The sequence below is a fragment of the Algoriphagus iocasae genome (assembly GCF_014206875.1).
In the GTDB taxonomy this organism is placed as follows: domain Bacteria; phylum Bacteroidota; class Bacteroidia; order Cytophagales; family Cyclobacteriaceae; genus Algoriphagus; species Algoriphagus iocasae.
In genome coordinates this window covers 1,002,886-1,017,166 of the sequence record NZ_JACIJO010000002.1, presented here as the reverse complement: position 1 = coordinate 1,017,166, position 14,281 = coordinate 1,002,886, and the positions used below count along the sequence as shown (strand labels likewise).

The following is a 14,281-nucleotide window of genomic DNA, read 5'->3' as shown; positions in this document are numbered from 1 at the left end:
TGCGGCAAATTTCAAACAATGCAAATTCAGGTATTAAAATCCAAGATACACAGAGTTAAAATCACACAAGCCGAACTCAATTATGTGGGTTCAATCACAATTGATGAAGACTTGATGGACGCTGCTAATCTTATTGAAAATGAGAAAGTTCAGATTGTAAACGTGAATAATGGCGAGCGATTGGAAACTTATGTAATAACAGGAGAAAGAGGCAGCGGACAAGTTTGCCTTAATGGCCCAGCAGCCAGAAAAGCTCAGGTGGGAGATGTGGTAATCATCATTTCTTATGCTGGAATGGATATGGAAGAAGCCAAAAAACACAAACCAGTCCTGATTTTTCCTGACGAAAGAAATAAAATTATTTGATGAACAATCAAAAACTTAAACAATGGATCCAGGTAGGTATTTCTTTAGGAATAGCTGTCTGGATCTTTTGGTTTTTATATAAGGATATTGCTTTAGACAGTCTGATCGAGCAAATCAAATCCAGTAATTGGTTTTGGATAGGAGCCTCCATCCTTATTTCTTTCGTTGGCTATGCAATGAGAGGCTGGCGATGGACATTGTTGATTCATTCAGATGAAGGGAGAAAGGTCAGCCCAATCCTTGGATACCATGCGACCATGGTCGGATATTTGGTAAACCTCATGATTCCAAGAGCCGGCGAAGTGGCGAAATGCGGAGTTCTGACCAGAACAAATGGGATTTCCATGGGACACTTATTAGGCACTGTAATACTAGAGAGAAGTGTCGACCTGCTTTGCTTGATAGGAACTATTTTATTGGCTTTTCTGGTACAGAACGAATTGTTTTTGGAACTGGCTGGTCAGTTAGTCAATGTAGAAAGTTTAATCTCAAGCATCCAATCAAATCTCCCTATTGCAATTGGAGGCTTAGTGGTTTTGGTATTAATAATTAGATTCATTTTTAAAAGATTCAGTGACCATGGTCTGATCAATAAAATCCAACATTTCTTTAGAGAAATTGGGGGAGGACTGAAGCGAATCGGAAAAATGGATAACCCTATTGGCTTTTGGACAAGCTCTATTTTATTATGGATTATCTATTTCCTTACCATGTATACCGTGTCTTTGGGAATTGAAAGTACTGCCAATTTGTCTTCTGGAGAAGTCCTTTTGGTCATGGTAATGGGTAGTATTGGCATGGTAGCGCCTGTTCAAGGGGGCATTGGTACCTTTCATGCACTTGTGGCCTTTATTTTGATTCAGTTCGGTATATCTGAAGTTGATGGTAAAATATTCGCTGCCATCATCCACGGTACTCAATTAATTTTAGTACTTGTTTTGGGAATAATCAGTTGGTTAGTTATGATGAAAATACCAACTTGGAAACAACCAGAAGAAGTTTAATTCGTTATCAAGAGCAAACAAATATCCTATGATTATTCTAATTGTAATCGTCTTTGCTATCGCTGGCTTTGCTGTCAGTAGCAGATTGAAAAGTAAGTTTAAAAAATATTCTCAGACTCCATTACAGGCAAATCTTTCTGGAGCTGAAATCGCCAAATTAATGCTGGCAGATAATAACATTCATGATGTTCAGGTAGTATGTGTGGAAGGTCAATTGACGGATCACTACAATCCTGCTAATAAGACAGTGAATTTAAGTCCAGATGTATTCTATGGAAGAAATGCTGCCGCAGCTGCTGTTGCTTCTCACGAATGTGGACACGCAGTTCAACATGCTACTTCTTACACTTGGCTAAATCTTAGATCTACACTAGTACCTATCCAAAATAGCGCAAGTAAGATTTTGAACATTGTTTTGATCGCTTCTTTATTTGGTGGTCTGGCTTTAGGTCTGCCTGTACCATTTATTGGTTATATCATCGTGGGATCCTATTCAGTGATTACACTATTTACTATTGTAACTCTCCCAGTTGAGTTTGACGCAAGTAGCAGGGCGTTGGCTTGGGTAAAAACACGAAACATCGTGACTCCAGCGGAATATGAAATGTCTAAAGATGCCTTAAAATGGGCAGCGATGACGTATGTTGTTGCAGCTCTCGCTTCTATTACAACATTAGCCTATTATATTATGGTATTCTTTGGCGGAAGGGATTGATCCAGATCAAATAAGAATTTTGAAGGGGGGCAAGCTTTTGCCCCTCTTCTTTTTTTGGTATATCTTCCATTCGAGAACATAAACCCACAATTTGATCATGAATTTTGAACTGACAGAAGAACATATCGCAGTCCGTGAGGCGGCAAGAGAATTTGCCCAGTCAGAATTACTTCCTGGAGTAATAGAAAGAGATACTCAAGCCATTTTTCCGAAAGAACAAGTCCAGAAAATGGGAGAATTAGGTTTTTTAGGAATGATGGTGGATCCTAAGTACAATGGAGGTGGAATGGACACAATTTCTTATGTCCTCGCAATGGAAGAGCTCTCTAAAATTGATGCTTCTGCTTCTGTGGCTATGTCAGTAAATAACTCTTTGGTTTGCTGGGGTCTTGAAAAATATGGAACAGAGGAACAAAAAGAAAAATACCTAAAACCATTAGCAGCTGGTGAAATTCTTGGTGCTTTTTGTCTTTCAGAACCTGAAGCAGGTTCAGACGCTACATCTCAAAGAACCGAGGCTGTTTTAAATGGAGACCATTACATTTTAAATGGAACCAAAAACTGGATCACAAACGGTTCTTCTGCAAGTGTTTATTTGGTAATTGCCCAAACTCACCCTGAACTTGGCCATAAAGGCATTTCTGTATTTATAGTTGAAAAAGGCTGGGATGGCTTTGTAGTTGGAAAAAAAGAGGATAAGCTGGGAATAAGAGGCTCAGACACACATTCTTTGATGTTCTCCGATGTAAAAGTCCCAGTAGAAAACAGAATCGGAGAAGAAGGATTTGGATTTACCTATGCCATGGAAACCTTGAATGGTGGTAGAATCGGAATCGCAGCCCAAGCACTTGGAATTGCTGCCGGAGCTTATGAATTGGCTTTGGCTTATTCAAAAGAAAGAAAGGCTTTTGGAAAAGCAATCAGCCAGCATCAAGCTATCCAATTCAAATTGGCTGATATGGCCACACAAATAGAAGCTGCAAGATTATTGGTTCACAAAGCTGCATGGCTTAAAGATCAAGGCGAAGATTATGCCCATGCTTCAGCAATCGCTAAATTGTATGCCTCTCAAGTAGCTATGGATGTAACTGTGGAAGCAATTCAGGTTCATGGAGGCTATGGATATGTAAAAGAATACCACGTGGAGAGACTTATGCGCGATGCTAAAATCACACAGATTTATGAAGGAACCTCTGAAATCCAAAAAATAGTAATATCCAGAGGAATATTGAGATAATCCAGTTTTTAAATAATTCTAGGGGGTATAATTACAAGTAATTATACCCATTTTTTATTTATTTAGACCTTTTATCAAATTTTTATGTTTTTCAGTAAGAAAAATCATATTTTTGTTTTCTGTTTTTCTACTAAAAAATAATGGAATATTACAACAAAGTAATTGAATCGATCAATGTTCGATTTTTAAGAGGCAATAACTACCGGGTTGAAAAGCCTGCAACGGTTGTTAACTATGAAGAATCCGATAACACATTGGTATTATTGCACCATGGAACTCTTAAATTTGGCGAAGATCAGGAATTAGTGAATGAGGGAGAGGTGCTTTTTTTACCAGGCGGTCAGAAAACTGTTTTAACGATCGGTGGTAGTGCAAAAAAGAGTGAAGTTAACCTTGATCAGTTTTTAGAATCCAAGAAAAAACACCTTCAAAGCTTGAGCTTTAGGGAAATCAAAAATACCGAAGATGATTGCATTTCCATGGTCAGCTTTGAATCAAAAGTTTTTGATGTCGTTAACTTTTTCAATTCATTGGACATCCCTCCTTTTATCATCCGATTTAATGATCGTTTGGCTACGATCATCGAAGATCTGATGAAGGAAATGGAGCAAACTCACGTCGGTAGGGAAAGAGCATTAAAAGCTCAAACAGAGATTTTGGTGATTGAATTACTTCGCCATATCCTGAAAAACAGATTGTTCTTGGAGGAATTATCTACCAACTCTACCTACTTCAAGGATCCACGTTTGATCGATCTATTTAATTATATCAAAACAAACCTTGGGGGAGATCTTTCAAACAAAATCTTGGCTAAAGTTGCGAATGTCTCTGAAGACTATGTAGGTCAATATTTTAAAATGCTGACTGGCATCAATCCGCAGGATTATATCGAATATCAAAGAATGGAAGCTGCAGTGGAATTATTAAGAACCACCAAAAAATCCATCAGAGATATTGGAAAAGAAGTTGGCTACAAAGACACAGCATATTTCTGTAGAAGATTTAAAATGATGTACGGAGTACCAGCTGGGAAAATGAGAAGAAGAGAGTCTTTAATTAATGTTTAAAGACAAATTATACCAAGCTTTATAATCTAAGACCTCGGACAAAAATCCGGGGTCTTTTTCTATTACATTCCCCAAGACTACTAAATCAGCCCCTGCCTCAAAAGCATCTTTGAGCTTTTCCAAGTTGTCAATACCACCGCCTACAATCAGTGGACAAGGCACCAAATCTTTAACTGACTCAATTACCTGACTTGAGACCGGATTTGTTGCCCCACTACCAGCATCAATAAAAAAATACTTCAAACCCAAATAGTATCCAGCCAAAGCCGTGTTTTTTACGAGTGTAGGGTTTGAATTTAAAATAGGTAAAGTCTGGCTCACAGTATGCACTCTCGTTATTTCACCGTTGTTTACCAGTAAATAGGCAGTTGGAAGCACCTCTAAACCCATCTTTAAAATTTTGGGAGCTGCGTGCACATGCTGACCAATCAGTAAATCTGGGTTTCTTCCAGAAAGTAAAGAAAGAAATAAGATGGCATCGGCGTTTTCAGCCAATTGCAATTGAGACCCAGGAAAAATCACTACCGGGATCTCTCCAGAAATTTTCTTGATGGAATCTATGATTTCGGAAAAATCACTCCTTTCAAAATCACTTCCTCCTACTAATATCAGGTCTAAATCAGAATCTTTTACCCAATCAAAATTTTCAATAAAGTAATCAGCACTTGGGAATTTATCAGGATCGATCAACCAAGCCAATCCTTTCTTTTTAGATTGATTTAATGACTGAAGGAGATTACTGATTTTTCTCGTTTCCTGTTGGGGCATCTTCCTCGGATCCAGTGCTAAACAAGTTTGGAAGGTATTTTTCTTTGGCATAAGCAAGACCTAAAACCATTAAACGCTGCCCCAAAGTCGGGAAGAACCCACTTGATTTTGGTTTATGTTTCAAGCGTTCTTTGATCTCCTCTGTCAGCAAACCTTCCTTCTCCAAAAGAGCCAGCGCTTTTTCTGTACTCTTATTTTTCTTCCGTTTTTTGGTTTTCAAAATTGCCATGGCAATTAAACCTCCGGCAAGGGCAATCCCGCCAATTTTTATCCAGTCCTCAGAGTCTCTTTTTAGTAATTCCAGCTGTTTGGCTAAAGTCTGCTCTAGTTCTTCTGCTTTGTTTTCAAGCTCCTGGTTCATCTTCTTTCTTTTTGATTTTACGAGCATTGAATATAAACACCTTCAAACCTTCCTGAACATTTTTCTGGAAGGTATTTGAATATCTGGTATAATATAAAAAGGCCAATACCGTCAGGTAAATAAGTCCCACCAACAAGAATCCCAAATAAGGAGAATTGGTATACTGACTCAAGAAAAATGCTAATGAAAAACTAAAAAAAAGCAAAACCAACAGGAAAACTGCACACATAAAAAGCAGAAGCAAAATCCTGGAGACAATCCCAAGAAACTCTTCCTGTATTTCTAGTTTTACAATATCTAATTTAGTCTCAACGATTCCTTTTACTGTTTGGACTATTTCTCCAATTTTTAACATAGAGTAAAATTCGGTTCAAAATTATTCCACAATATACTTGAAATCGAAAGAGCAAAAAAATTAGGTAGTCTCCTCGAACTTTTCTTCATAAAATTTAAATCGAAGAACCAACTCCAAAGCAAATGTGATTGCTTTATTTATTGACATCTGTTTTGTCAAAGAATCATCGATTTCATCCAGAAACATGTAATACTTGGAAGCATTTGGAATCGGTAAGTCAGAATTTATCCTTTTGGTAGCTTCTTCAAAAAACTCCTTTTTCCCTTCTTTTAATGTCTTACAGATAATAATATCTTTCGATCCGTATTTATTTTTTCTTGCTGAAGCTCCAAAAAGCCGGCAAATCATACCCCGATTAAGGTAATTTGTGCAGTAGCCGGATTTCTCATTGGTTGGATGAGCACGATAAACAATGCAGTTCCCTTCATCATCACCAGTCTCCAGTAAAGTCAAAATTGATTCTGCAATTCCTTTGTTGTAAAAATCAAAAGCCAAAGGTAAAAATTCTAAGGGGGAGGCGGGTATTTGGGGGTTGGCACAGCAAGCACCGCATCCCGTGACACAGGTCAGGCCGCTTTTTGAAGTAAACTCCCTTGCTTCTTCCTCCAGCTCCTTGAAAACCTTCAATACTGCTAGAGACTTTTCTTCCAGATTCAATGATATGTCAAAATAGTTTGCGAAAGTACACAAAGAGAAGACACAAGATTCATTCACCCGCCTTTATTTTTTTTAACTTGGTTATCAGCCGATTAAAGGCATTCATTTTGGAAAAAATCCATACTAACTAGACATTTTTAGCTAGAGATCGTTTTCTTTAAAAAAACTAGATTGAAATGAGCAACATAGAAGATACAAATCAAGAAGATCGGATAAGACAGGCGTTTAAAGAGAGGGATTGGAATGAGATTAAGAGCTCAGATTCATGGGTGATTTTTAAGGTGATGTCAGAGTTTGTAGAAGGATTTGAAAAACTGGCGAAGATCGGCCCATGTGTTTCTATTTTCGGATCTGCCCGTACAAGTAGAGATCACTTTCATTATAAAATGGCAGAAGAAATTGCTGCAAAACTTGTCAGACATGGATATGGTGTGATCACAGGTGGTGGTCCAGGTATCATGGAGGCAGGAAATAAAGGAGCACATCTTGAAGGAGGTAAGTCCGTAGGTCTCAACATTGTACTCCCATTTGAGCAGTTCAACAACATTTATATAGACAGAGATAAGTTGTTGACTTTTGATTATTTCTTTGTCCGCAAGGTAATGTTTGTGAAATACTCCCAAGGATTCGTAGTACTGCCTGGAGGGTTTGGAACGATGGACGAATTCTTTGAAGCGTTGACATTAATCCAAACCAATAAAATAGGACGTTTCCCAATCGTTTTGGTCGGAAAAAATTATTGGACTGGACTTTTGGACTGGATAAAGAATACGATCTTGGAAAATAATTACATCAATGAGGAGGACTTGGAACTTTTCACTATCGTGGAAGATCCTACGGAAGCTGTAAAAGTGATCGATGACTTCTATAGCAAATACCTTCTTAGCCCTAATTTCTAATGAGCAAAAAGCACCTCTTCTTCATCTATTCATTACTTTTTGTCGGAATAGCCATGGCCGGTTATGCGATTTTAAAATCTCCTGATTCACCTGCTATCATCAGTCCGATCGCAAGTGAAGGAGTTTTGAAATCAATGCCAAGGCCTTCAAGGGATTCCATTAAGCTTTTCAATTTGCCTGAGGAATTGAGCTTTTCTGGCGAAAAAGTTCCTCTGGAAATCCCAGATGTGAGAGAAAGATTAGAACGGGAAATATATGTAAATGCTTATTGGCAGTCCAACATGATTTTATTGATGAAAAGGTCTGCCAAGTTCCTACCGGAAATAGAGCGCCTGCTCAAGGAAAATAATGTTCCGGATGATTTTAAATATTTGGCTATGGCCGAATCGGGATTAATGAATGTTGCATCTCCGGCTGGCGCTAGAGGTTTTTGGCAATTTATGCCGGCGACAGCAAAAGAGTATAATCTTGAAGTCTCCAAGGATGTTGATGAGCGATATCATTTAGAGAAAGCCACTGTTGCAGCAGGTAATTATCTGAAAAAAGCGCATAGAAAATTTGGCGATTGGACTTCAGTGGCTGCAAGTTACAACATGGGGCAATCAGGCTTTGCCAGGCGACAATCCGAACAACTTCAGGACAATTACTATGACCTCTATTTAAATGATGAGACAAGTAGATATATGTTCCGAATCTTGGCTTTTAAAGTAATTTTTGAAAACCCAGGCGAGTTCGGTTTTCATTTAAGTGAATCCGATTATTATACCAATCCGGAATTGAGAGTTTTGAAAGTTAATTCCGACATAAAAAATCTCGCCAGCTGGGCAAAACAAAATGGAAGTAGCTACAAGGAATTAAAACTCTATAATCCTTGGCTTCGTGACAGAAACCTCAATGTAAAAAGAGGCAAATCCTACGAAATTGAACTTCCAAAATAAAGGCTTTTGACAAAATCCATTTTGATTTCATAAGTGACTTGCAAATCCTTTGACTTAATGGAAGGTTTTGCTTTTAGCACTATTGATAATTAAGGCTTTCATTCCGATCAACGTCCTCAAAAAAAGGCTAATTAAGGCTCTCTTTAAATCTTTGGGAAATAAACTGTCACAAAACAAACCAACTCGCACAGATTCAAGTTACAATTTAGATTTCGGCTACCTCTTACCCCCTAAATTTCTTACCTTTGCCGATTGTATTTGCCCCGAAATTTATGAGTCAAGCTACTTCTAGTCAGGAAGAATTTATTGAAATTTTTGGTGCCCGAGAGCATAATTTAAAAAACCTGGATCTAAAGATTCCACGAAATAAATTAGTCGTGGTCACTGGCCTAAGTGGAAGTGGTAAAAGCTCTTTGGCTTTTGATACCATTTACGCAGAAGGGCAAAGACGCTACATGGAGTCTTTCTCTGCCTATGCACGATCTTTTTTGGGTGGATTGGAAAGACCGGATGTCGATAAAATAAACGGCCTTTCGCCGGTAATTGCCATCGAGCAAAAGACCACTTCCAAAAACCCGAGATCTACTGTTGGAACCGTTACAGAAATTTATGACTTCATGCGCTTACTTTATGCAAGAGCTGGAGAAGCTTTTTCATACTTAACTGGTGCCAAAATGATCCGACAAACCGAGGATCAGATTATTGAGCAGCTATTTTCAAAATTTTCCAATAAGAAATTATATATCCTTGCCCCGGTAGTAAAAGGCAGAAAAGGACATTACAGAGAACTCTTCGAGCAAATCCGTAAAATGGGTTTTTCGAAAGTACGAGTAGATGGAGTGGTCATGGAAATGGTCCCAAAAATGCAAGTGGACCGATACAAAATCCATGATATTGAGATTGTGATCGACAGAATTGTGGCAGACGAGTCAGACAGATTCCGCATCACTCAATCATTGAAATCTGCACTTCAGCATGGCAAAGGGGTAATTATGATCCGTGATGAAGAAGGCGAAATTCATCATTTCTCAAAATACTTGATGGATCCCGAAACTGGTCTTTCTTACGATGAGCCTGCACCAAACAACTTTTCTTTCAACAGCCCTTATGGTGCCTGTCCTACTTGTAATGGTTTAGGGATTAAAGAGGAAATCACGAGAGAAAGCATCATTCCAGATCCAAAACTTAGTATCACAAGAGGAGGCATAGCGCCTTTGGGTGAGTATCGGGATATCTGGATTTTCAAAAAGATAGAGGCCGTACTAAAGCAATACAAATGCTCCATGAGCACACCGATCAAAGATCTTCCTGAAGAAGTGATCGAAATTTTATTGCACGGAGATAAAATGGAAGTTGCTGTCGATTCAGTGAAATACCCTGGTACAAAATGGCATACCACTTTTGAAGGAATCATCAATTTCCTTCAGAAATACCAAGAAGGAAGTTCGGATAAAATTCAGGAATGGGTGAGTGAATTTACTACGACCCAAGTTTGCCCTGATTGTGATGGGTACAGACTGAAGAAAGAATCACTCAATTTTAAAATTGACGACAAACACATTGGCCAGCTTGCTGTGATGGATATCAATAGCTTGGGAGAGTGGTTTGAAGGCCTAGAAGAAAGACTCACAGACAAGCAAAATATCATTGCGGCGGAAGTCCTAAAAGAAATCAGAAAGAGAATTGGTTTCTTGTTGGACATTGGTTTGGATTATTTATCACTGAACAGACCATTGCGAACACTTTCGGGAGGGGAAGCGCAGCGAATTCGACTTGCAACTCAAATCGGGACCCAACTCGTGGGTGTTTTATACATTCTAGATGAACCGAGTATTGGCCTGCATCAACGAGACAATGTGAAGTTGATCAAAGCCCTTCAAAACCTAAGAGATCTTGGGAATTCTGTCTTGGTGGTAGAACATGACAAAGACATGATGTTAGAATCAGATTTTGTCTTAGATATGGGACCTGGAGCGGGAAGACATGGAGGCCATGTCGTAGCAGCTGGTACGCCTGAAGAAGTTTTGAAAACTACTGGAACCACTGCTCAATACCTTCTTGGGAAACTGGGTTTACCAATTCCTAAATCACGTCGTAAGGGAAAAGGAATTGATTTGGAACTCAAAGGAGCATCTGGAAACAACCTGAAAAATGTAGATCTCAAATTGCCTTTAGGTACAATGATTTGTATCACGGGAGTTTCTGGTAGCGGGAAAAGTACCTTGATCCACGAAACTTTATTTCCACTTTTAAGCCAGGAATTCTACCGATCCAAAAAAGAACCGATGCCCTATAAAAGCATCGATGGATTGAAAGAACTGGATAAAGTTATTGAGGTAGACCAGTCTCCAATTGGAAGAACTCCAAGATCCAACCCTGCAACTTATACAGGAGTCTTTTCAGACATCAGAACCTTATTTACTGAGCTTCCGGAAGCAAAAATCAGGGGCTATAAACCGGGTCGTTTCTCTTTCAATGTGAAAGGTGGAAGATGTGAGGATTGCGAGGGAGCAGGCATGAAGTTGATCGAGATGGATTTCCTTCCAGATGTGCATATCCCGTGTGAAACCTGTAAAGGAAAAAGATACAATAGAGAAACGCTAGAGGTCCGTTTTAAAGGAAAATCCATTTCTGATGTTTTGGATATGACCGTGGAGCAGGCTGTAGAGTTTTTTGAAAATCAACCGAAAATCCTCAGAAAAATAAGCACTCTGAATGATGTTGGATTAGGATATATCACCCTTGGACAGCATGCGACGACCCTTTCAGGTGGAGAGGCACAACGAGTAAAATTAGCTACAGAATTATCCAAAAAAGATACCGGGAAGACCTTTTACATTCTGGATGAACCCACCACTGGATTGCATTTCCAGGACATCGATTTGCTAATGTTGGTATTAAATAGATTAGTCGATAAAGGAAATACTGTATTGATCATCGAGCATAATATGGATGTGATCAAAATGGCTGATTATGTTGTGGATTTGGGACCTGAAGGAGGGAATAAAGGCGGTACAATTGTAGACCAAGGTACTCCAGAACATGTTGCAAAAAACACTAAAAGCCATACGGCCAAATTTCTTAGACAAGAGCTAAACCACTGATCTGGGTAAAAATCAAGGCTTTACTCCATTTATCACATTAAAAGAGATCAAAAAACTGGGTTGCCTATCTTTGGCAGGGTATGAATAGATTCAGCTTATATTGGATTTTACAGATTTTGGGATGGGGATTTTTTGCCTTTGTCAATATTTTCTTCGCGAATTTATCTAAAGGGATTTCCTCTGTTCAGATCTGGGCTTTTATAGTGTTGGCGGCATTTTATTTAGTCTCTACCCATTTTCTCCGATACATCGTCAAGTCCTACGAATGGTTCAAGCAGGAAATTTCCAAACTTCTGCTGCAAGCATTATTGGCACTATTGGCACTCAGTCTAATTAATACCATTGCTCAGGTATTTATCAATATTGCATTTGGGACTTTAAATCCGGAGGAAGATTTTAAAATTTTGGTAATTTCTGCCAATTTATTCCTGAGCTTCCTTTTCTATGCGATCTGGTTTTTGTCTTATTTCCTTTTTCACTTTTTGGACAACTATAATACTTCGCTGAAGTATGAGGCAAAAATCAATGAGATTCGATTAAACCATTTAAAAAGCCAGCTTAATCCCCATTTCATTTTCAATGCCCTCAACAGCGTCAGGGCTTTGGTCGATGAGGATCCAGCCAAAGCTAAATCTGCTATAACCAGAATTTCCAATATTTTGAGATTTTCTTTGATGATGGATAAGAAACAGGTGATTGAATTTGCGGACGAATTAAGTACCGTCAAAGATTACTTAGCTCTGGAAACTATCCGTTTTGAGGAAAGACTTGAAGTCAGCTATATAATTGAAGACGAGGCTTACAGTTATAAAATCCCTCCTATGATGCTCCAAACCATCGTGGAGAATGCCATCAAACATGGAATTTCGAACTTAGTCAAAGGAGGAGTAATCGAAATAAAATGTCGTGAAGGCATAGACGATGATCTGTATATCCAGGTCAAAAACAGCGGTAGGTTACTCACCCCACCTACTCTAAAAGCCAAAGGAGAAGGCGGACATGGATTAAGCAACACCCTGCAAAGATTGAAACTGATTTATGGGGAAAAAGGTACATTGCGTATCTTTAACTCAGGAACTCAGTTTGTAATCACAGAAATTAAAATCCCGAAACAAAGGGTTAACTTAGAATAACAAATACTAACAATATAATGCGAGCAATTGTAATAGATGATGAAAGACTAGCTCGAAAAGAGCTGATCACCCTTTTAAATCAATTGGAAAGTGTAGAGGTAGTCGGTGAAGCTGTAAACGTCGATGATGCTAAAGAAAAAATCGAACAGCTCAACCCAGATGTGATTTTCTTGGATATTCAGATGCCTGAAAAAACAGGATTTGAATTACTGGAAGAATTGGATCAGGTTCCTCATGTAATCTTTACCACTGCATACGATGAATATGCTTTGAAAGCCTTTCAGGTAAATGCTCTTGACTATTTATTGAAACCTATCGAACCAAAAAGACTCGAAGAGGCGATCAATAAACTGTCTACTAAAATAGATGGAGGTAATAAAAAAGAGGAGCAAAATTACTCTCAAAATCAAAAGAAACTGACTCTGGAAGATCAGGTCTTTGTAAAAGACGGAGATCGATGCTGGTTTGTGAGACTATCTAATGTGAGGTTATTTGAATCTGATGGAAACTACATTAAGGTGTACTTTGATAACTTTAAACCAATGATTCACAAGTCTCTAAATGCATTGGATGAGCGATTGGATGAAAAGTCATTCTTTAGAGCAAGCAGAAAGCATATTATTAATTTAGGCTGGGTAGAAGGGATTGAACCTTGGTTTAACGGGGGACTGGTAGTTACTCTTAAAGGCGGTGACCGAATCGAAGTAAGTAGAAGACAAGCTGCGAGATTTAAAGAAATGATGAGCTTATAAAGGAGCTTTAATTTCATATGCAAAAAAAGGCATTTGATTTACGGATTTAAATTCTGTTATTAGGGTATATTTATAAAATATTAAGTTAGAATCTTTTAATACGTCAATCTAGAAATCCTAAAGGCATCTTATGAAAGAAGAGCGCATTTTAATAGTAGAAGACGAAATCAGTATTGCCGAGAATATTCAAGAGATACTCGAATTACTGGGCTACGTCAATATTGATATCGCAAACTCAGCGAATCAATGTATCAAAGTCATTAAAAAAAACCGTCCGGATTTGATATTCATGGATATCAAATTAAAAGGAGACAAAGACGGTATTGAATTAGGAGAAATTGTCAAGCAGATGGTGGATGCACCTTTGGTATATGTGACCTCCTACAGTGACCCGACGATCATCGAAAGAGCTAAAAGAATCAATCCAGCCGGTTTTATTGTAAAACCATTTAACACGAATGATATTCATGCCATTGTGGAGATTGTTCTTTATAACAAAAGAACCAATCCTAGCAATGAAACTGCTGTAGCCAAAACTGGTGTAGATAGTCCATTTCTGGTGACAGACGCAGTATTTATCAAAGCGGATAATGCTTTTGAGCGAGTTTCTTACAATGACATCTATTATGTGGAAGCCAATGGAAACATGGTGACCATCTTTACCAAAAGCAGGGATTTCAGCATTCGTAAATCCATGAAAGAAATTGAGGACATTCTTCCTTCTCAATATTTCTTACGCGTACAAAAATCCTTTATCGTCCACCTTGGACAAATCGAGTACTTCAACACCAAAGAAATCACCCTCAAGCAAGGTGCTGTCGTACAAGTAGGAAGACAATATTATAATAGCTTCCTTTCTAAATTGAATACAATTACTGAAAGTTGAGATAATAAAAAAGGTGAGCAAAACTCACCTTTTTTGATA

General features: G+C 38.3%; 15 protein-coding genes. 11 read left to right on the top strand and 4 right to left on the bottom strand.

What is annotated here, in order from left to right:
- Positions 1-18: 18 nt before the first annotated feature.
- The 5 genes from panD (at position 19) to FHS59_RS11730 (ending at position 4,389) form a co-directional block, all read left to right on the top strand.
- Positions 19-366, top strand: a complete 348-nt coding sequence (gene panD / locus FHS59_RS11750) for an aspartate 1-decarboxylase (RefSeq protein ID WP_184495331.1) — start codon at positions 19-21, stop codon at positions 364-366.
- A complete protein-coding gene (locus FHS59_RS11745) occupies positions 366-1,370 on the top strand; it encodes a lysylphosphatidylglycerol synthase transmembrane domain-containing protein (RefSeq protein ID WP_184495330.1) in 1,005 nt (334 codons plus the stop codon). The genes panD and FHS59_RS11745 overlap by 1 nt, the downstream gene beginning before the upstream one ends.
- Positions 1,371-1,398: 28 nt before the next feature.
- Positions 1,399-2,085 (top strand): zinc metallopeptidase, encoded by a 687-nt coding sequence (locus FHS59_RS11740; protein ID WP_184495329.1) that lies wholly within the window; start codon positions 1,399-1,401, stop codon positions 2,083-2,085.
- A gap of 97 nt (positions 2,086-2,182) precedes the next feature.
- Positions 2,183-3,322, top strand: a complete 1,140-nt coding sequence (locus FHS59_RS11735) for an acyl-CoA dehydrogenase (protein WP_184495328.1) — start codon at positions 2,183-2,185, stop codon at positions 3,320-3,322.
- Positions 3,323-3,462: 140 nt separating this feature from the next.
- Positions 3,463-4,389 carry a helix-turn-helix domain-containing protein gene (locus FHS59_RS11730; protein ID WP_184495327.1) on the top strand — a complete coding sequence of 309 codons (927 nt, stop codon included), beginning with the start codon at positions 3,463-3,465 and terminating at the stop codon, positions 4,387-4,389.
- On the opposite strand, the gene FHS59_RS11725 is transcribed toward FHS59_RS11730, so the two are convergent.
- From FHS59_RS11725 to FHS59_RS11710, 4 genes are read right to left on the bottom strand one after another with little or no spacing between them, the layout of a single operon-like run.
- Positions 4,375-5,157: a geranylgeranylglyceryl/heptaprenylglyceryl phosphate synthase gene (locus FHS59_RS11725; RefSeq protein WP_184495326.1), complete on the bottom strand. Its 783-nt coding sequence runs from the start codon at positions 5,155-5,157 to the stop codon at positions 4,375-4,377. The genes FHS59_RS11730 and FHS59_RS11725 overlap by 15 nt on opposite strands.
- Positions 5,126-5,518, bottom strand: coding sequence for a hypothetical protein (locus tag FHS59_RS11720; RefSeq protein WP_184495325.1), 393 nt, complete (start codon positions 5,516-5,518; stop codon positions 5,126-5,128). Before FHS59_RS11720 ends, FHS59_RS11725 begins: the two co-directional genes overlap by 32 nt.
- Positions 5,502-5,873, bottom strand: a complete 372-nt coding sequence (locus FHS59_RS11715) for a phage holin family protein (protein WP_184495324.1) — start codon at positions 5,871-5,873, stop codon at positions 5,502-5,504. The genes FHS59_RS11720 and FHS59_RS11715 overlap by 17 nt, the downstream gene beginning before the upstream one ends.
- A gap of 60 nt (positions 5,874-5,933) precedes the next feature.
- Positions 5,934-6,587: a YkgJ family cysteine cluster protein gene (locus tag FHS59_RS11710; RefSeq protein WP_317168189.1), complete on the bottom strand. Its 654-nt coding sequence runs from the start codon at positions 6,585-6,587 to the stop codon at positions 5,934-5,936.
- Positions 6,588-6,706: 119 nt separating this feature from the next.
- Between FHS59_RS11710 and FHS59_RS11705 the strand changes: the two genes are divergently transcribed.
- The 6 genes from FHS59_RS11705 (at position 6,707) to FHS59_RS11680 (ending at position 14,242) form a co-directional block, all read left to right on the top strand.
- The gene (locus FHS59_RS11705) at positions 6,707-7,429 is read left to right on the top strand and encodes an LOG family protein (RefSeq protein WP_184495323.1); all 723 of its coding nucleotides are present in this window, start codon (positions 6,707-6,709) and stop codon (positions 7,427-7,429) included.
- On the top strand, positions 7,429-8,367 hold the full coding sequence (locus FHS59_RS11700; RefSeq protein ID WP_184495322.1) for a lytic transglycosylase domain-containing protein: 939 nt from the start codon (positions 7,429-7,431) through the stop codon (positions 8,365-8,367). Before FHS59_RS11705 ends, FHS59_RS11700 begins: the two co-directional genes overlap by 1 nt.
- Positions 8,368-8,639: 272 nt before the next feature.
- Positions 8,640-11,471 carry an excinuclease ABC subunit UvrA gene (gene uvrA / locus FHS59_RS11695; protein ID WP_184495321.1) on the top strand — a complete coding sequence of 944 codons (2,832 nt, stop codon included), beginning with the start codon at positions 8,640-8,642 and terminating at the stop codon, positions 11,469-11,471.
- An 80-nt stretch (positions 11,472-11,551) separates the two neighbouring features.
- Positions 11,552-12,604 (top strand): sensor histidine kinase, encoded by a 1,053-nt coding sequence (locus FHS59_RS11690; RefSeq protein ID WP_184495320.1) that lies wholly within the window; start codon positions 11,552-11,554, stop codon positions 12,602-12,604.
- A gap of 17 nt (positions 12,605-12,621) precedes the next feature.
- The gene (locus FHS59_RS11685; protein WP_184495319.1) at positions 12,622-13,356 is read left to right on the top strand and encodes a LytR/AlgR family response regulator transcription factor; all 735 of its coding nucleotides are present in this window, start codon (positions 12,622-12,624) and stop codon (positions 13,354-13,356) included.
- A gap of 130 nt (positions 13,357-13,486) precedes the next feature.
- Entirely contained in the window at positions 13,487-14,242 is a 756-nt protein-coding gene (locus FHS59_RS11680) for a LytR/AlgR family response regulator transcription factor (protein ID WP_184495318.1), read from the top strand.
- Positions 14,243-14,281: the final 39 nt, after the last annotated feature.

Bases quoted from the DNA above. Each gene is read 5' to 3' on its own strand.
- FHS59_RS11745 (WP_184495330.1), top strand. From the start codon at position 366: ATGAACAATCAAAAACTTAAACAATGGATCCAGGTAGGTATTTCTTTA.
- FHS59_RS11725 (WP_184495326.1), bottom strand. From the start codon at position 5,157: ATGCCCCAACAGGAAACGAGAAAAATCAGTAATCTCCTTCAGTCATTA.
- FHS59_RS11685 (WP_184495319.1), top strand. From the start codon at position 12,622: ATGCGAGCAATTGTAATAGATGATGAAAGACTAGCTCGAAAAGAGCTG.
- FHS59_RS11700 (WP_184495322.1), top strand. From the start codon at position 7,429: ATGAGCAAAAAGCACCTCTTCTTCATCTATTCATTACTTTTTGTCGGA.
- FHS59_RS11720 (WP_184495325.1), bottom strand. From the start codon at position 5,518: ATGAACCAGGAGCTTGAAAACAAAGCAGAAGAACTAGAGCAGACTTTA.
- FHS59_RS11730 (WP_184495327.1), top strand. From the start codon at position 3,463: ATGGAATATTACAACAAAGTAATTGAATCGATCAATGTTCGATTTTTA.
- FHS59_RS11740 (WP_184495329.1), top strand. From the start codon at position 1,399: ATGATTATTCTAATTGTAATCGTCTTTGCTATCGCTGGCTTTGCTGTC.
- panD (WP_184495331.1), top strand. From the start codon at position 19: ATGCAAATTCAGGTATTAAAATCCAAGATACACAGAGTTAAAATCACA.
- FHS59_RS11735 (WP_184495328.1), top strand. From the start codon at position 2,183: ATGAATTTTGAACTGACAGAAGAACATATCGCAGTCCGTGAGGCGGCA.
- FHS59_RS11690 (WP_184495320.1), top strand. From the start codon at position 11,552: ATGAATAGATTCAGCTTATATTGGATTTTACAGATTTTGGGATGGGGA.
- FHS59_RS11680 (WP_184495318.1), top strand. From the start codon at position 13,487: ATGAAAGAAGAGCGCATTTTAATAGTAGAAGACGAAATCAGTATTGCC.
- uvrA (WP_184495321.1), top strand. From the start codon at position 8,640: ATGAGTCAAGCTACTTCTAGTCAGGAAGAATTTATTGAAATTTTTGGT.
- FHS59_RS11715 (WP_184495324.1), bottom strand. From the start codon at position 5,873: ATGTTAAAAATTGGAGAAATAGTCCAAACAGTAAAAGGAATCGTTGAG.
- FHS59_RS11705 (WP_184495323.1), top strand. From the start codon at position 6,707: ATGAGCAACATAGAAGATACAAATCAAGAAGATCGGATAAGACAGGCG.